This is a genomic window from Pseudomonas sp. S11P7, from assembly GCF_023195435.1.
Classification (GTDB): domain Bacteria; phylum Pseudomonadota; class Gammaproteobacteria; order Pseudomonadales; family Pseudomonadaceae; genus Aquipseudomonas; species Aquipseudomonas fluorescens_G.
On the sequence record NZ_JALPKS020000002.1, the window covers coordinates 5,205,431 to 5,223,816 of the forward strand.

The window sequence follows — 18,386 nt, forward strand, 5'->3', positions numbered from 1 at the left end:
GCGTATTCACACCTCGATCCGCGAAGTGTCCTCGGCTACCGGCCAGGTCAACGAAGTCGCCCTGCGCGTGGTCGCCGCGTCGAACTCGTCGATGTATAACTCCGACCAGCAAGCCAGCCGTACCAACAGCGTCGCCGCCGCGATCAACCAGCTCGGCGCCGCCGCCCAGGAAATCGCCCAGAACGCCGCCCTCGCCTCGCAGCATTCCAGCGATGCGCGCGGCCTCGCCGTAGAAGGCCAGCAAGTGGTGGATAAAACCATCCACGCCATGCAGCAGCTGTCGGCGAAGATCAGCGATTCGTGCGGCAACATCGAAACCCTCAACAGCAACACGGTGAACATCGGCCAGATTCTCGAAGTGATCACCAGCATTTCCCAGCAAACCAACCTGCTCGCGCTCAACGCCGCGATTGAAGCGGCGCGCGCCGGTGAGGCCGGTCGTGGTTTCGCCGTGGTCGCCGACGAGGTGCGCAACCTCGCCCACCGCACTCAGGATTCGGCGCAGCAAGTGCAGAAGATGATCGAAGAACTGCAAGTCGGCGCGCGTCAGGCGGTGAGCATCATGACCGAGAGCCAGCGCGAGAGCGAAAGCAGCGTCGGCATCGCCAACCAGGCCGGCGAACGCCTCGGCAGCGTGACCCAGCGCATCGGCGAAATCGACGGCATGAACCAGTCGGTGGCCACCGCGACCGAAGAGCAGACCGCCGTGGTTGAGTCGATCAATGTGGATATCAGCGAGATCAACACGCTGAATCAGGAAGGTGTGGAAAACCTGCAGGCGACCTTGCGCGCGTGTTCGGACCTGGAGCAGCAGGCGGCGCGGTTGAAGCAGTTGGTGGGTAGTTTCAGGATCTGAAGATCAAGGGCTTACCCCCTCATCGGAACGCCGCCCGCCTAGCCCTCTCCCCCAAGGGGGCGAGGGGAAAGGGAGCCGATCGGGCAATATTCCAGTCCTGAGTTCGACTCAGAAATTGCAGTCGACGCATCATGCTTAAACACACCGTCAGTCCCCTCTCCCTCCGGGAGAGGGTCAGGGTGAGGGAAAGCCTTTAAAACCGCGACCCAGGCTCAGAAAGAAACGCCAATTCCTCAGCCGTAGATTCCCGCCCCAACACCGCATTGCGATGCGGAAACCGGCCAAAACGGGCAATCACCTGGCGATGCCGCTCGGCATAATCCAGATTATCTGCAAACACCGCCCTCTGCGCTTCCGGCTGTTCAGCCACCAGCGCGATAAATCGGGACACTGCCTCGTTCTGCACCGCGAGGTTTTCGCAGTGTTCAAATACCAGATAAATGAACACACGCTGGATCGGTTTCAACTGCCGGTCGAAATCCGCAGCAATGCCTTGGGCGACGAGTTTCTGCGCGCGCAAATCACCGGAGTAGGCTTTAGGGGTGTTGCGATGGATCATGCGCGGCAGTTGATCGAGTAAAAGCACAACCGCCAGCCAACCTTCGGGACATTGCGTCCACTCGGTCAATTCGCCGGCCAGGGCCTGATCGACAAAGACCCCGAAACGCGTCTGCGCTTCGAGGTCTTGGCTGGTTCGCTTGCCGAACCACAACTTGCCCTTGTCAGCCGCGACTGCGTCCGGTGATTCGGCGTGTCCGAACCACCAGTCGAGCAACAGCTGCCAGGGCGCAGTCACGGTTACTCCTTGTGGTAAGCCGTGGCGCGCGCGACTTCTTCTTTCGAGCCGAGGAACACCGCGACACGCTGGTGCAGGCCTTCAGGCTGAATGTCGAGGATGCGCTGATGGCCGTCAGTGGAGGCGCCGCCCGCTTGTTCGACAAGGAACGACATCGGGTTGGCTTCGTACATCAGGCGCAGCTTGCCCGGCTTGGACGGCTCACGGCTGTCGCGCGGGTACATGAACAGACCGCCACGGGTGAGGATGCGGTGCACGTCGGCAACCATCGCTGCGACCCAACGCATGTTGTAGTTCTTTTTCAGCGGACCTTCTTCACCGGCCAGCAACTCGCCGACGTAGCGCTGGACCGGGGCTTCCCAGTGACGCTGGTTGGACATGTTGATGGCGAATTCCTGGGTGGTTTCAGGAATGGTGATGTCTTCGTGAGTCAGCACGAAGCTGCCCATTTCGCGGTCGAGGGTGAAGCCTTTGACGCCGTCGCCCAGGGTCAGCACCAGCATGGTTTGCGGGCCGTAGATCGCGTAACCGGCGGCCACTTGCTGGGTGCCTGGTTGCAGGAAGGCTTTTTCGTTCAGCGGCTCGTTCTGGCTCAGGTATTCATTCGGGCAACGCAGTACCGAGAAAATGGTGCCAACCGGCGCGTTGATGTCGATGTTCGACGAACCGTCCAGTGGGTCGAAAACCAGCAGGTAGGCGCCTTTCGGGTATTTGCCCGGAATCTGGTAGGCATTGTCCATTTCCTCGGACGCCATGCCGGCCAGGTGACCACCCCATTCGTTGGCTTCGAGCAGAATTTCGTTCGACAGCACGTCGAGCTTCTTCTGCACTTCGCCCTGGACGTTTTCAGTGCCCATGCTGCCCAGAACACCACCCAGGGCGCCTTTGGACACGGCGTGGCTGATTTCCTTGCAGGCACGCGCCACCACTTCGATCAAAAAGCGCAGATCGGCAGGAGTGTTGTTGCTGCGGGTCTGCTCAATCAAATAGCGACTCAAGGTAACGCGGGACATGGACGGCTCCGGTGGAATGGGGGGCTAAAAACCCGCGCAGTTTACAGGGAGTCTGAAAACCTAGCGAGCGAAGACGCCCGCTAACGTGCGTCGGGGCGTATTTGCCTGCATCAGACGTGATTGTCGGTGGAGAGTTCAGGTGACGGATTTAGCGTAGTTGGAAATGCAGCGGGCGGCGGTTGAGTGATAGCGGCAGTCTGATGAATTTTTGTTGTTTGACCGGACGCCATCGCTGGCAAGCCAGCTCCCACAGGATGTGTGGTGTACACAAAATATGTGAACGACCGAGATCACTGTGGGAGCTGGCTTGCCAGCGATTGGCGCGCAGCGCCAGCCCTTCTCAGGTATTGGCGGGCGGCTTGCGCAACAGGCTGAACGCCATCGCTCCGAGAAACACCACGCTCAACAGCAATACCGCCCACAGTCCGATCTTCTTCCAATTGGTACCGGCCACCGCCGCCGCGGTCGTCGTCGAGGTCTGCGTCACCACAGCTTCGCCCTGCACCGAGGCCTTGCCCAGCGTCGCCAGCATCTGCGGTTTGAAATCCGGGATCAGCGTGGTCAACGGCAGGTTCGCGGTTTTCACCGTGGGATTGCCCAAGGCAAGGCTGTACGGCCCATCGCCCCGGGCGAGGAAAATCACCTGGGTGGCGCGCACCGCGTATTTCAGATCCGGCGCCTGCTCACCCAGCCCACCGCCGCGCTCGTCCACGGTCAGCTTCAATTGCTGCACGGTCTGCCCGGCGAGGGGGATTTCGTTTTGCACCACGTCCTGATTGTTCTGGATCAGGCGATACAACAAGCCACTGCTCAGTGTCTGCCACGGCAAACTGCTCTCGCGGCGGCCGGCCAGTGTCACCGGCGCCAGACTGTTTGGCTGCTTCAGCTCGATTTGCACCCGCTCGACATTCAGCCCCATCGGCAGCTGCCAGGTGTATTCCCCGGCCTTGGTGCTGCTGCCGGCCACGGTTTGCGACCAGACCAACGGCAGCGGTAAATGACGCGGGTCGCTGCTTTTCAGTTGCGCCGAAGTAAGGATGGGCGCCGAACCCGGCGACTCCCAGAGCAGGCGCACATAACGCGCGGTCTGCCCCGGCAGGGTCACTTCGTGCTGTTCGATGCGCTCATCAGAGAATGTCAGCCGTGCAACCTGGCCTTCACCCCACGCCTGCCAATGTTGCAGGTCGTCGCTGGCTTCGATGCTGAAACGCTGAAAACCGTCGCGCTCGCTGGTCCAGTCGAGAATCAACTGCTGCAACGGCGCTTTGATCGCGCTGGCATCGAGCAGCCAGCCGCGCAGTACTTCTTCGCCGGCCTCCAACTGACTGGACGGCTGCACTTCAACCAGCGTGCCATTGGTGGTCGATTGCACGCGCACGTTGGGCGCGCGTTCGCTGGCGTCCGCGGCGTTGTAGAGCGGGAACCATTTGACCTCATGCAACTGACCGTCGTCGCGGGTCTGCGCGGATTCGCGAGCCAGCGCGTAAGCCTGCGGTTCACCGGCGGCGTTGAACACGCGCAAGTCGCCGAGATCGGTCTGGCGCGCCTGCAATTGCACGCTCAGCGGCAATTCGAGGCGATACCACGGGCCGTTGCCGCTGACCGACAGTGGCACCTGCGTGGCGAAGCCCGCGGGTTTTTCCTGGGCGCCGGCAGCCATCACCACGCCCAACGCCAACCAACCCAGATTCAGCATGCGACTCAAGAGACAACTCCTTCGGTTTCCGTGGCGGGTTTGTCCGCCGCCGGTTCGGCTTCGACGCGCTTGGGCGGCAACGGGGCAAAATAGCCCACCACCAGCAGCAACACGCCGACGCCGATAAACGAGACGATCCGGGCGAGGCCGCCACGGTTGCTCAGTTCGACAAAAATCAGTTTCGCCACCACCAGCGCAATCAGCGCCGCGCCGATCAGCCACACTTCGCGGCGATGGCGCAGATGACCGCCGATCATCAGCCCCAGCGCCATCAGCGTCCAGACGATCGACAACCCGGCCTGCACCAGCATTGAGGCGAGCAACGTGTCCAGTTCGAACGGGATCCCGGCCCAATGATGCGCAGCGCGGGTCACCAGCGCCGTGCAGAAGGCGAACAGCGAAACTCCGGCAATCAGTTGCGTGGCGGTGTCGGCGTAGTCCCGGCGGATCGACAGTTGTGCCAAAGCACTGCGCGACCACACATAAACGCCGAACAAGGCAAACAGCAGCCCCAGCTCCAGAGGGTTGAGCAGCGGTACATAAGGCAGCGGTTCGGCATTGCCATCGCTGACACCGTTAGCCAGCCAGAACCACGCCAACATCAACACGGCCAGCGGCGCAGCGGCGTACAAACGGTACTCGCGGGCAAACGTCGATACCGGCCAAGGCCAGGTGCGCGGTGCCGCTGCCAGCAACAGATAGACGCTCGGCAGAATCGCCCAGCCCAGCCAGCGCCAAGCGTTGTACTGCTCGGACAACAGCAGCAGACCGTAACGCAACTCCAGCGCCAGCACGCCGATCAGCAGCCAGCAACCGAGTACATGCGCGGAACTTAAAGCGCGTGCCGGCAGCATCGGCGCGAGGCGGCGCAGGCTGAAGAAATGCGCGGCAAATACTAGCGTCCAGGCCAGCCAGCCGAAGTCGGCCGCCGGGTGATAACGCGACTGCCATGCACCGAGCAATACCAGCGCAGCCGCGGGAATCAGCAAGGTGCAAAGCAAACCCAGCGCCGGCCATTTCAGCCGCAGTGACGCCAGCGTCCACAGCACCACACTGAGCGCCGCGACCAATAGCAACAGCGTCGCTTGCAGATTGGCCGGGGCAAAGCGCAGCACCTCACTGACCCACGCCAGCGTCCACCAAGCGGCGCCCCATACCAACAATATTTCGGACAAGCGCTGCAAACTCAACGCATCAAACGCCGAGGCATGGTTGCCCAGTTGCAAGCGCCACGCGCCGACCATCGCCGCCAGTCCCAGCACCAGCGGCGTCCAGAATCCACCATGGGCCAGCGGTTTCAAGCCTTCGCTGGACAACGGCCCCAGCAGCTCCGGGCCAGCCAGCAAAAATGCAGCGCCGCCGATCACCTGCAACAGCAGGCCAAAAACGAAGCTGACGCGCTGCTGCAGATACAGGCTCAGCCAGATGATCAGCAAACCACTGGCCGCCCACACCGCACTCGCGGTCTGCCACGGCAGGACAAACAGCACCGCCAGATTGATCAGCACCAGGCCGGCCAACAGCACCACGGACAAGCCGCGCAGCAGACGCACGTCGCTGCGTACCATGTCATCGCGCGCCGCCAGCAACATGCCGGCGATCAATGCCAGACCGATCAGCGATGCGCTGAGCAAACCACTCCAGCCCGCGCTGAACACTGCTGACGAATCCTCGCCCGCGCCTTGCAGCCGCAGCAGGAACAACGCGCCGCCGAGCAATTGCACGGCAAACGCGCTGAACAGGAACGTGCGCGATTGAATGCGCAGGCCGACCCACAACGTTGCCAGCCCGGCCAGCGCCCAACTGATCGCTGTGCCTTGGGTGAAGAAGAACAGCGGCGCCAGCAGGTACAGGAACGTCAGGCCCAGACTCGCCAGCACTGGCAACGCCTGGCGCTCCCACCGCGCGGTCTGCTCCGCTACTGCTTTGCGCAATTGGTAGAAGCTGAACAACAGCGCACCGCCGAGCATCAACGCGCCCAGTGGCGCACCGTCGAGCAAACTGTTTTCGCCGACGCGTAATTCACTGAGGAAGGCCAACGCCGAGCCCAATTGCAGCAACAGCGCAAAGGCCCGCGCAAATGGTCGATGCTGACGCAGGCCAAGCCAGAAAATCCCTGCCCCCTCGACGGCCCATGCCGCTGAAGTCCAGCGCGCATCGAGCCCCAACGGAATCGCCAGACTGGCAAAAATCACCCCGAGCGCCAAGCAGGTTTCGCCCAGCAGCACTGCGCGTCCACCCATCAATAGCCTGGCCAGCGCCATATAGAGCATGCCCAGCGCCAGGGCACTGAACGCCGCCGCGAACTCCAGGTGCTGAACGATGGCGAACTGCAAACCGAAACCAATGATCGGCGGGCCGAACAACATCGTACCGTCGACGTAATCGCCCTTGCGCGCCGACCAGTGCAACAACGCCTCGCGATCAGCGTCCGCCGGGGCATCGCTCAGGTCGAGCAGCTTGCGTCGGGCAAACAGCAAGCCGATGGCCAGGTACATCAGGAAAAACAGGATCAGAAACGGCTCGGTGCTCCACAACAGTTCCGGAACATAAGAACGCAGGCCCCAGGCGAAGCCGATGCCAAAGGTTCCAACGAAGCCGATCAAGTTGAGCAGGCGCCAGGCCTTGAACCAGGCAATGGCCAGAATGCCGGCATTGAGCAGGGCAAAATAACTGAACAGCGCGACGTGGTTGCCTTCACCCGTTGAGGTCAGGATCGGCGCGGCAAAACCGCCCAATGCCGCCGCTGCCACCAGCCCCAACGCATCCTGGGTGATTGCCAGAATGGCCGAGAACACCGTCACCGCCACCAGCAGGCCCAGCGCGGCCGAAGGATCGAGCAGCGGATGCAAACGCATCGCCGCAAACACCGTCAGGTACAGCACCGCGATCCCGGTACCCTGCAGCATCAACGCATAATGGGTGTTGCGCCGGCGCAGCCACCAGCCCAGCACAAGCAGGCCCAACGCGGCAGCCGCCACCCCGGCGTAACGCAACTCGATCGGCACCACCATGCCTTCGGTGGCGTAACGCAGCAAAAACGCCAGACCGAAAAACAGCAGCACCACGCCGACGCGCAGCACCGTGTTACCACCGAACAGCCAGTTGCGTGCCGCGCTGATGCCACGTTCGATCAGGTTCGGGCCACGGGGTTCGGCAGGTTTCTGCGGTTCACGAGGGGCCGGTTCGGCGCGCCAGACATCGTCCGGCAGCGGCTGGCTGGTTTCACGGGTGGCGGCGGCGACTGGTTCAAGCTCGGGCGGCAGTTCCCAGATCAGCTCAGGCGCGGGGGCTTGCTCAAGGATTTCGGCGGGCTCGGCGACAGGCTCAGCGACGGGCGCAGGAGACGGCGGTGGCGCAGCGTGAAGCGGCGCGCCTTCGAGCAGGAACAGCCGCTGCTCGACGCCCTGCAAGGCGACTTTGGCGTGTTCGAGTTGTTGCTGTTGTGCGGCCGTCAGTTTGCCGAGCCGCGCGATGCGCATCGTCTGCGCAATCGCCAGCCCGAGCAGCGCGCCCAACAGCGCAGCGCTGAACGACTCGTCGAGCAGTCCACCGAGCACCAGCCCGATCAACATGAACATCCATTGCATGGTCGATATCCCTAAGCAGCCCCGGGGCGGGGCGAGTCCGGCGATGGCTTCAGTCTAGGCACAAACCCTTGTAGGAGTGAGCCTGCTCGCGATAGCGGTCTGTCAGTCAGTCAGTCAGTCAACGAAGATGTTGAATGTGATGACGCTATCGCGAGCAGGCTCACTCCTACATTGGATTGGTGGTGACTGAAGCTTCCGGTAACCGGCGCTCAGTATATCGATCCGGCCCAACAAACGTTGGGCCTTGCACAGATTTGTTGCGGAAAGTTACTCCAGCGCTTTCCAGATATCGGTGGCGTACTCACGAATGGTCCGGTCAGACGAGAACCAGCCCATCCGCGCGGTGTTCAGCACTGCCGAACGCCACCAGTTATTGGAGTCATGCCAGTGCGCTTCCACGCGCTTCTGCGCTTCCCAGTACGAGTCGAAATCGGCGCAGACCAGGAAACGGTCGTAGTCGATCAACGAATCGATCAGCCCGGTGTAACGCGAAGTATCGTCCGGCGAGAACACACCGCTGCGGATCGCTTGCAGCACATCGTTCAGACGATGCGACGCGGCGATGTCCGGCAAGGCGCTGAACTCATGGTTCTGCTTGCGCGCTTCAACCTGCTGCGCACTCAAGCCAAAGATAAACATGTGTTCGGCACCGATGCGCTCGGCCATTTCGACGTTGGCGCCATCGAGGGTGCCGATGGTCAGCGCGCCGTTGAGGCCGAACTTCATGTTGCTGGTGCCCGACGCTTCGAAACCGGCGGTGGAAATCTGCTCGGACAAGTCCGCCGCCGGAATGATGCTCTCCGCCAGGCTGACGTTGTAGTTGGGCAGGAACACCACTTTGAGCAAGCCGCGCACCGTCGGGTCGTTGTTGACCACCCGGGCGATATCGTTGGTCAGTTTGATGATCAGTTTGGCCTGGTGATAACTCGCCGCGGCCTTGCCGGCGAAGATTTTCACCCGCGGCACCCAGTCGACTTCCGGCTCGGCACGAATCGCTTGATACAGCGCAACGGTGTGCAGCAGATTGAGCAACTGACGCTTGTATTCGTGGATGCGTTTAACCTGCACGTCGAACATCGCCGCCGGGTTGACCGCAACCCCCAGGCGCTCGTGTATCAGGTAGGCCAAGGCCTTTTTGCTGTGCAGGCGCTGTTCGGCAAAGGCTTTACGGAACGCGGTTTTTTCAGCGAATGGCTCCAGTTCAAGCAGACGCTCTTCGGGATGGTCGAGTATCTCCGGCCCCACAGCATCGACCAGCATCGAGGTCAGCTCGGCGTTGACCTGGAACAGCCAGCGGCGGAACGTAATGCCGTTGGTCTTGTTGTTGATCCGCTCCGGGTACAGCTTGTGCAACTCGGCGAACACGGTTTTGCGCATCAGTTGCGTGTGCAGCCCGGACACGCCATTGACGCTGTGCGAGCCGAGAAACGCGAGGTTGCCCATGCGCACGCGGCGGCCGTTGTCCTCCTCGATCAGCGACACCGCGCGCAGCACGTCGAAATCGTGAATGCCCTTGGCCCGCAGCGAGTCGATGTGCTGGGCGTTGATCAGATAAATGATCTGCATGTGCCGCGGCAGCATGCGTTCCATCAGGCCGACCGGCCAGGTTTCCAGTGCCTCGGGCAGCAAGGTGTGGTTGGTGTACGACAGCGTGTCGACTGTGACCTGCCACGCCGCATCCCACGCTACGTCGTAGACGTCGACCAATTGACGCATCAGTTCGGCGACGGCAATCGACGGGTGGGTGTCATTGAGCTGGATCGCCGCATGATCACCGAGGGTCAGCACCGAGGTGTGCATGTTGCGGTGACGGCGCAGCAGATCCTGTAGCGATGCGGCGACGAAGAAGTATTCCTGACGCAGGCGCAGTTCCTGACCGGCTTCGGTGCTGTCCGCCGGGTAGAGCACGCGCGAAATACTTTCGGCGCGAGCTACTTCGGCAACGGCACCGAGGTGGTCACCGGCGTTGAAACGCTCCAGGTGCAGCTCCTCCATCGCCCGCGCGCGCCACAGGCGCAAGGTATTGACGCTGGCGCCGCGCCAGCCGACCACCGGGGTGTCGTAGGCAATTGCGCGCACGGTTTCCGCCGGCGACCAGACCTGACGGGTCTTGCCATTGGCGTCGGTGACGGTTTCGACGCTGCCGCCGAAGCCGATCGGGTATACCACTTCCGGCCGTTCGAATTCCCACGGGTTGCCGAAATCCAGCCAGTGTTCGGTCTGCTCTTGCTGCCAGCCATCGACAATCGCCTGACGGAACAAGCCGTGTTCATAACGAATGCCATAGCCGTGACCGGCAATGCCGAGGGTCGACATGCTTTCCATGAAGCATGCCGCCAGGCGCCCGAGGCCGCCGTTGCCGAGCGCTGCGTCGGGCTCCAGCAAACGGATGCGCTCCAGATCGACGCCCAGTTCGGTCAGCGCCTCACGGGCGACGTCGAGCAGGCCAAGGTTGCTCAGGCTGTCGTAAAGCAAGCGGCCGATGAGGAATTCCAGCGAGAGGTAGTACACCCGCTTCTGACCTTTGCGGTAGATCTGCCGGGTGTGGTCCATCCAGTGTTCGACCATGTGATCACGCGCGGCCAGGGCGATGGCTTCGAACCAGTCATGGTCAAAGGCGTGATCGGGATCCTTGCCCACCGCGTAGGTGAGCTTGGTCAGGACGGCGTCGCGGAATGCGGCCACCTCTGCTTCGCGAACTAGTGGTTCTTGAGTCATCAATTGGACCTCGAGCGAGCGGGGAATTGTCTGAGCCTAGACGGTCTGACCGACGGTAACGGCTCTGGTTCGGCTGTATTTCCTGAGACTGTGAGGTGGTCCGGCATAACCTTGGCGGATGAACCAATGAATGCAGGGGCCATGCCGAAATGCCCGGCAAAGTGCCGGCATGGAGAAAAATCTGGCGAAAGGTTGTTCAAAAATCCACCCGTCCCGGTATGATCGCGCGCCCTGATGCATACACCTCTGGTAACTCCCGATGATGAAACCCAACCTGATCGCCGCCGCCGAGATCGATCGTCTCGATACGTGGGCCAAATATTCGGCACCGATGTGCGGCTCGTGCATGTCCAGCTGCTGCACGCTGCCGGTCGAGGTGAAGATCAAGGATCTGGTGCGCATCGGTGTGGTCGACGAATTCGAACTGGGCGATCCGCCGAAGAACATCGCCAAGCGTTTGCAAAAGGAAGGTCTGGTCGAGCGTTTCAATCAGAAGTCGGGGATCTTCACCCTCCAGCGCATGAGCAACAACGATTGCTATTACCTGGATCGTAAGAGCCGCCTGTGCACCATTTATGACAAACGCCCGGACACCTGCCGCAACCACCCGAAGATCGGCCCGCGGCCGGGGTATTGCGCGTACAAGCCGAAGGAAGTCGAGCGAGTGCAGAATTTTCGGGCGATCGAGAAGTTCTGACCGCACCTGATCATTCCCACGCTCTGCGTGGGAATGCAGCCCGGGACGCTCTGCGTCCTTCTGAAGCCGAACGCAGAGCGTCCGTTGAGGCATTCCCACGCAGAGCGTGGGAACGATCAATCAGTCCTCTCTCCCTCCGGGAGAGGGCTAGGGTGAGGGGTTCTTGATCTTTGAAGGCTTAATCCACTTTTCCCCAGACAAACAAAAACGCCCCCGGTCTCGCGACCGGGGGCGTTTTTTATTCCAGGGCTGGATTACGCCTTGGCTTTCTTGGCAGCGCGGGTACGCTCGCTTTCGTCGAGGATCTTCTTGCGAAGACGGATCGACTTAGGCGTGACTTCGCACAGCTCGTCTTCCTGGATGTATTCCAGAGCCTGTTCCAGAGTGAAGCGAACAGGTGGGACCAGAGCGATGGTTTCGTCTTTACCCGAAGCACGCATGTTGTCGAGCTTCTTGCCTTTGGTCGGGTTTACACCCAGGTCGTTGTCGCGGCTGTTCTGACCAACGATCTGACCGTTGTAGATCTCCTGGCCGTGTTCTACGAACAGCTTGCCGCGAGCCTGCAGGGTTTCCAGCGAGTAGGTCAGTGCCTTGCCGGTTTCAACCGAAACCAGAACACCGTTCTGACGGCCGGACATGTGGCCCGACTTGACGGTGTCGTAGCGATCGAAGATCGAGGTCAGGATGCCAGCACCGTTGGTCAGGGTCAGGAACTGGTTACGGAAACCGATCAGACCGCGAGCAGGGATGTTGTATTCCAGACGTACACGGCCCTTGCCATCCGGCACCATGTTGCTCAGGTCGCCCTTACGCAGGCCCATCTCTTCCATGACCTTGCCCTGGGATTCTTCAGGGATGTCGATGGTCACGTTTTCGAACGGTTCCTGCTTCACGCCGTCAACTTCACGGATGATCACTTCAGGACGGCCCAAGGCCAGCTCGAAGCCTTCGCGACGCATGGTTTCGATCAGTACCGAGAGGTGCAGCTCACCACGGCCGGAAACCTTGAACTTGTCAGCCGAGTCGCCTTCTTCAACGCGCAGTGCAACGTTGTACAGCAACTCTTTGTCCAGACGGTCCTTGATGTTACGGGACGTCACGAACTTGCCTTCTTTACCGCAGAATGGCGAGTCGTTTACCTGGAAGGTCATCGAAACGGTTGGCTCGTCGACGGTCAGCGGCTTCATCGCCTCGACAGTGTCCGGGTGGCACAGGGTGTCGGAGATGAACAGCGAATCCATACCGCTGATGCAGACGATGTCGCCGGCCGCAGCTTCTTCAACGTCAACGCGGTGCAGACCGTGGTGACCCATCAGTTTCAGGATACGGCCGTTGCGACGCTTGCCATCGGCACCGATCGCGACAACCGGAGTGTTCGGCTTGACGCGACCGCGAGCGATACGGCCAACACCGATAACACCCAGGAAGCTGTTGTAGTCCAGAGCGGAGATCTGCATCTGGAACGGACCGTCGCGGTCAACGGCCGGAGGCGGAACGTGGTCGACGACTGCCTGGTACAGCGCAGTCATGTCTTCGCCCATGGCGGTGTGGTCCAGACCGGCAATGCCGTTCAGGGCCGAAGCGTAAACAACCTGGAAGTCCAGTTGTTCTTCGGTCGCACCGAGGTTGTCGAACAGGTCGAAGATCTGGTCCAGAACCCAGTCCGGACGCGCGCCTGGACGGTCAACCTTGTTGATCACCACGATTGGACGCAGGCCGGCTTCGAAAGCCTTCTTGGTCACGAAACGGGTTTGCGGCATAGGGCCGTCTTGAGCGTCAACCAGCAGCAGAACGGAGTCAACCATCGACATTACGCGTTCAACTTCGCCGCCGAAGTCGGCGTGGCCCGGGGTGTCCACGATGTTGATGTGGTAGCCGTTCCAGTTGATGGCGGTGTTCTTCGCCAGAATGGTAATACCGCGTTCTTTTTCCTGGTCGTTGGAGTCCATCACGCGCTCGTCGTTGAGCTCGTTGCGCTCCAGAGTGCCGGATTGACGCAGGAGTTTGTCTACCAGGGTGGTCTTACCATGGTCAACGTGGGCAATGATGGCGATGTTGCGTAGATTTTCGATCACTTGTGTATCTCGATCAGAGGATTCGGTTTGCTGACAAGTCTTGGCAGCGATTAGCAGTAGTGTCCGGCATGGCCGTTACAGCTTGACGGCGGTGTCGGGGGGCCGGTGACGCAGGCCACAGGCAAACAGCCCCGGGCACTTAGCTCGGTCGATAAACGCGCACATTGGCATGCCCCTCACTGAGCAAATGGTGAGCATGCAGGCGACTCATCACGCCTTTGTCGCAATACAGCAGGTACTGGCGAGTCGGATCCAGCTCCTTGAAACGAGCGTTCACTGCATAGAACGGCATCGTCTGTACTTCTACGCCAGCGAGTTCCAGCGGCTCATCCTCGGCGGCATCCGGGTGACGGATGTCGATCACGATCTGGCCGGCCAGTGCTTCGCTGACTTCTTCAATCTGTACGTCCTGGCCCAGTTCGTCGATTACCCGATCGATTGGCACCAGTTTGGCGTTGGCGAGCGCACGCTCGAGCACCGCCATGTCGAACTCCTGCTCTTCGTGCTCAACCCGACCGCGTTTGGCGGCCGTTTTCGGGTTGACCGAAATGACCCCGCAGTATTCCGGCATGTGCCGGGCGAAATCGGCGGTACCGATCTCGTTGGCGGTGTCGATGATGTCCTGTTTGTGCGCAACGATCAGCGGGCGCAGGACCAGCTTGTCGGTCACGCAGTCGATCACCGACAGGTTCGGCAGGGTCTGGCTCGAGACCTGGGAGATCGCTTCGCCGGTAACCAGCGCGTCGATGTGCAGGCGCTCGGCGATGTTCGTCGCCGCGCGCAACATCATACGCTTCAATACGACGCCCATATGACTGTTATCGACTTTGCCGAGAATTTCACCCAGCACTTCTTCGAACGGAACACTGACAAATAGCACGCGTTGCGAGCTGCCGTACTTCTTCCAGATGAAATGCGCGACTTCCATCACGCCCAATTCATGGGCACGCCCGCCCAGATTGAAGAAGCAGAAGTGCGTCATCAGGCCACGACGCAGGATCTGATAGGCCGCCACGGTCGAGTCGAAACCGCCGGACATCAATACCAGCGTCTGCTCCAGCGCACCGAGCGGGTAGCCGCCGATACCGTTGTGCTGGCTGTGGATGACGAACAACCGTTTGTCGCGAACTTCGATGCGGACTTCGATTTCCGGCGCTTTCAGGTCGATTCCGGCTGCACCGCACTCGCGACGCAGCTTGCTGCCGACGTATTTTTCCACGTCCATCGAGCTGAACGTGTGCTTGCCCGCGCGCTTGCAGCGCACCGAAAAAATCTTCCCGGCCAGGGCCGCGCCGTAATGCTGTTTGCACTTTTCGGTGATGTCGTCGAAGTCACCCAGCGGGTACTCGTCGATCTGCAGAAAATGCGCAATACCCGGCATGCAGGTCAGGCGCTCGCCCATCTCTTTCAAGGCTTTGGGGTCAGTAACACGGGTTTCCAGCTCGAGATTGTCCCACACGCCGTTCACCACCACTGCCGGGTCCAGGTCGCGGAGCACGGTGCGGATGTTCTTGGCCAGCTGGCGGATGAACTTCGTCCGGACAGGTCGGCTTTTGATGGTGATCTCGGGGAAGACTTTTACGATTAGTTTCATGAAAACAGCGCGCGAACGGCCAGCCGAAAAAGGGGGGCGCGGATTATAGCGGAAATTGCTCAAGGTTTAACCAGTTAATGTGCAGAAGGTTTTTCACGCACCAAAACAGGTCATTTGCGAATTCAAACGCAACATTACGGGGCGATATTTGTCAATTCAGTACCTCGCGCACCTTAATAAGCGTGAATTTGGGGCAAAAAACCCATGCTGGGGCACTGGCATGCAATTTGCTCCCTTGTGAGGCAGGTTGCCTTGGCAGAGTATTCGCGCCGGCATCACCATTATTAAGGGCATCCACTACCCGCCCTAATTCACCCGGAGGACACTATGTCGAAGTCGGTTCAACTCATCAAAGATCATGACGTCAAGTGGATTGATCTGCGCTTCACGGACACCAAAGGCACTCAGCACCACGTGACCATGCCGGCTCGCGATGCGCTGGATGATGACTTCTTCGAAGTCGGCAAGATGTTCGACGGCTCCTCCATCTCTGGCTGGAAAGGCATCGAAGCCTCCGACATGATCCTGATGCCGGTCGACGAAACTGCCGTTCTCGATCCGTTCACCGAAGACCCGACGCTGATTCTGGTGTGCGACATCATCGAGCCTTCGAGCATGCAAGGCTACGATCGCGACCCACGTGCGATCGCCAAGCGCGCCGAAGAGCACCTGAAAGCCACCGGTATCGGTGACACCGTATTCGCTGGTCCAGAGCCAGAATTCTTCATCTTCGACTCGGTGAAATTCAAGTCGGACATCTCCGGCTCGATGTTCAAGATCTACTCCGAGCAAGGTTCGTGGATGTCCGACCAGGACATCGAAGGCGGCAACAAGGGTCACCGTCCAGGCGTGAAAGGCGGCTATTTCCCTGTTCCACCGTTCGACCACGACCACGAAATCCGTACTGCCATGTGCAACGCACTGGAAGAAATGGGTCAGTCGGTTGAAGTTCACCACCACGAAGTGGCAACTGCCGGCCAGAACGAAATCGGCGTCAAGTTCAACACCCTGGTGAAGAAGGCCGACGAAGTTCAAACCCTGAAATACGTTGTACATAACGTTGCCGACGCTTACGGCCGCACCGCGACCTTCATGCCGAAGCCACTGTACGGCGACAACGGTTCGGGCATGCACGTGCACATGTCGATCTGGAAAGACGGCAAGAACACCTTCGCCGGCGAAGGCTATGCCGGCCTGTCCGATACCGCTCTGTACTTCATCGGCGGCATCATCAAGCACGGTAAGGCACTGAACGGCTTCACCAACCCGGCCACCAACTCGTACAAGCGTCTGGTGCCAGGTTTCGAAGCGCCGGTCATGCTGGCCTACTCGGCTCGCAACCGTTCCGCGTCGATCCGCATTCCTTACGTGTCGAGCCCGAAAGCCCGCCGTATCGAAGCACGCTTCCCGGACCCGGCTGCCAACCCGTACCTGGCTTTCGCAGCACTGCTGATGGCCGGTCTGGACGGTATCCAGAACAAGATCCACCCAGGCGATGCCGCTGACAAGAACCTGTACGACCTGCCGCCTGAAGAGGCGAAAGAGATCCCACAGGTTTGCGGCAGCCTGAAAGAAGCCCTGGAAGAGCTGGACAAGGGCCGCGCGTTCCTGACCAAGGGCGGCGTATTCTCCGACGACTTCATCGACGCTTACATCGCGCTGAAATCGGAAGAAGAAATCAAGGTTCGCACCTTCGTGCACCCACTGGAATATGAGCTGTACTACAGCTGCTGATCCGGTAGCGCTGCGTAACGCGGCGTGATCAAAAAGAGGCCTCCTTCGGGAGGCCTTTTTATTGCAGATCAAAAGCCCCTCACCCTGGCCCTCTCCCAGAGAGAGAGGGGACTGATCTTGGTGCGCTCACCTTGATCGTTCCCACGCTCCACGTGGGAATGCAGCCCGTGACGCTCTGCGTCACTGGACGCGGAGCGTCCCCTGAGGCATTCCCACGCAGAGCATGGGAACGATCCGTGTGGTGGCTACCAGTCTTTTCAATTCCAGTTATGAACGGTTTTGGCCAACCGCCCTGCGTGACCTATGCTGCACCCATCGCTTTCAATCCCGGTCGATTTCATGGGTCGCACCTTTCTCTACATTCTGCTGCTGATCGCCCTGCCCGCCGCTGCGCAGATCTACAAGTACACCGATGCCAATGGCAACACGGTCTACAGCGATCATTCGCCGGACGGCGTGAAGGCGCAGCCGGTTGAGCTGCCGCCATTGAACCGTGTCGAGCCACAAGCGCCGGGCACACCGCCAACGCCTGATGCCAAGACGCCACAGCCGCCGCATAAAGCCTACGAAATCCTTGAACTGGCCGGCCTGCCCACTGACGAAGCGTTGCGCGCCAACAACGGCACCTTCACCGTCAATGTGCTGATCAAGCCGCGCCTGCAGGCCCCGCATCAATTAAGACTGGTACTCGACGACGAACCCTACGGCCAACCGAGCAACGTGCCGAGCCTGCAACTGGTCAATGTCGATCGCGGCGAGCATCGTCTCGCGGTGCAGGTGGTCGATGGCCAGACCGTCATCCAGCAAAGCCCACCCGCGACCTTCACCGTGCAGCGGGTGCACCGCCCATGAAAGGTGTGGTCCTGATCCTTTGCCTGCTCGCCTTGCCCGCCTCGGCCGAGGTGTTCACCTATATCGATGCCCAGGGCAACCGCGTCTACACCGACCAGCCGCGCGGCAATGCCAAGCGTGTGCCGATCGCCAGCAGTAATCGCATGTCAGCCACCCCGACCATCGCTGCACCGATCAGTAAAACCAGGAACGCCACGCCGCAGCCGCCGTTTCATTACGACATGCTGCGGGTGCTGGTGCCCGAACCGGACGCAACTATCCGCAGCAGTGCAGGCGAACTGATCGTCAGCATCACCAGCGAGCCGGGTCTTCAGGAGGGCCACCGCTATCGCTTGCTGCTGGATGGCCAGCCCACCGGCGAACCCGGCCTGAGCCCGGTCTTCCCGCTGAGCAATATCGATCGCGGCAGTCACAACCTGTCGGCAGAAATTCTCGATGCCGACGGGCGCACTGTCGAACGCACCGCCAACCAGCCCTTCCACGTGCTGCGCATTTCGCTGGCGCAGAAACGTCAGGTCAAACCCTGCGCCAGGGACGATTACGGCGTACGGCCGGAGTGTCCGCTGAAAGACAAACCCGAAGAACCGAAAAACCCCTTCCTGCGCTTCTTCTGACACCACCGAGCGATGCGCACTGTATTGGTGCGCTAAGCTGCACCCTACTCAAATTCCAACCCATTTTGGTTCGAATCTTCCCGATTGAGCTGGCTTCGTGCCATACAAACGCGCGTCAAACGCCTGTTTCAGGGGTTAAACGCTTCTTTTC

The 18,386-nt window shown here is 60.4% G+C and carries 12 protein-coding genes; 5 read left to right on the forward strand and 7 right to left on the reverse strand.

Annotated elements, in window-relative coordinates:
* Positions 1-91: 91 nt before the first annotated feature.
* Positions 92-856: a methyl-accepting chemotaxis protein gene (locus M0746_RS29635; protein ID WP_394599419.1), complete on the forward strand. Its 765-nt coding sequence runs from the start codon at positions 92-94 to the stop codon at positions 854-856.
* A gap of 193 nt (positions 857-1,049) precedes the next feature.
* Here the strand turns inward: M0746_RS29635 and M0746_RS23850 are convergent, their stop codons facing one another.
* The 5 genes from M0746_RS23850 to M0746_RS23870 all read right to left on the reverse strand — a co-directional run bounded on the left by M0746_RS23850 (position 1,050) and on the right by M0746_RS23870 (position 10,669).
* Positions 1,050-1,652 (reverse strand): DUF924 family protein, encoded by a 603-nt coding sequence (locus M0746_RS23850; RefSeq protein WP_258450801.1) that lies wholly within the window; start codon positions 1,650-1,652, stop codon positions 1,050-1,052.
* A 2-nt stretch (positions 1,653-1,654) separates the two neighbouring features.
* Positions 1,655-2,665, reverse strand: coding sequence for a class 1 fructose-bisphosphatase (locus M0746_RS23855; RefSeq protein ID WP_039756611.1), 1,011 nt, complete (start codon positions 2,663-2,665; stop codon positions 1,655-1,657).
* 340 nt (positions 2,666-3,005) lie between these two features.
* Positions 3,006-4,370: a DUF3999 domain-containing protein gene (locus tag M0746_RS23860; protein WP_258450802.1), complete on the reverse strand. Its 1,365-nt coding sequence runs from the start codon at positions 4,368-4,370 to the stop codon at positions 3,006-3,008.
* Positions 4,367-7,951 (reverse strand): DUF2339 domain-containing protein, encoded by a 3,585-nt coding sequence (locus M0746_RS23865; RefSeq protein ID WP_258450803.1) that lies wholly within the window; start codon positions 7,949-7,951, stop codon positions 4,367-4,369. The genes M0746_RS23860 and M0746_RS23865 overlap by 4 nt, the downstream gene beginning before the upstream one ends.
* A 267-nt stretch (positions 7,952-8,218) precedes the next feature.
* Positions 8,219-10,669, reverse strand: coding sequence for a glycogen/starch/alpha-glucan phosphorylase (locus M0746_RS23870; RefSeq protein WP_258450804.1), 2,451 nt, complete (start codon positions 10,667-10,669; stop codon positions 8,219-8,221).
* Between the two features lie 259 nt (positions 10,670-10,928).
* Between M0746_RS23870 and M0746_RS23875 the strand changes: the two genes are divergently transcribed.
* Positions 10,929-11,366: a YkgJ family cysteine cluster protein gene (locus M0746_RS23875; RefSeq protein WP_025110918.1), complete on the forward strand. Its 438-nt coding sequence runs from the start codon at positions 10,929-10,931 to the stop codon at positions 11,364-11,366.
* A gap of 254 nt (positions 11,367-11,620) precedes the next feature.
* Here M0746_RS23875 and typA read toward each other — a convergent pair whose 3' ends face one another.
* Positions 11,621-13,441 (reverse strand): translational GTPase TypA, encoded by a 1,821-nt coding sequence (gene typA, locus M0746_RS23880; RefSeq protein ID WP_208939100.1) that lies wholly within the window; start codon positions 13,439-13,441, stop codon positions 11,621-11,623.
* A 139-nt stretch (positions 13,442-13,580) separates the two neighbouring features.
* Positions 13,581-15,035, reverse strand: coding sequence for a tRNA uracil 4-sulfurtransferase ThiI (gene thiI, locus M0746_RS23885; protein WP_258450806.1), 1,455 nt, complete (start codon positions 15,033-15,035; stop codon positions 13,581-13,583).
* Between the two features lie 327 nt (positions 15,036-15,362).
* Between thiI and glnA the strand changes: the two genes are divergently transcribed.
* From glnA to M0746_RS23900, 3 genes are all read left to right on the forward strand, one after another.
* A complete protein-coding gene (gene glnA, locus M0746_RS23890) occupies positions 15,363-16,769 on the forward strand; it encodes a type I glutamate--ammonia ligase (RefSeq protein WP_016772104.1) in 1,407 nt (468 codons plus the stop codon).
* 339 nt (positions 16,770-17,108) lie between these two features.
* Positions 17,109-17,621 carry a DUF4124 domain-containing protein gene (locus M0746_RS23895; protein ID WP_258450810.1) on the forward strand — a complete coding sequence of 171 codons (513 nt, stop codon included), beginning with the start codon at positions 17,109-17,111 and terminating at the stop codon, positions 17,619-17,621.
* Positions 17,618-18,235 (forward strand): DUF4124 domain-containing protein, encoded by a 618-nt coding sequence (locus M0746_RS23900; RefSeq protein WP_258450811.1) that lies wholly within the window; start codon positions 17,618-17,620, stop codon positions 18,233-18,235. The genes M0746_RS23895 and M0746_RS23900 overlap by 4 nt, the downstream gene beginning before the upstream one ends.
* The last annotated feature ends 151 nt before the right edge of the window (positions 18,236-18,386 follow it).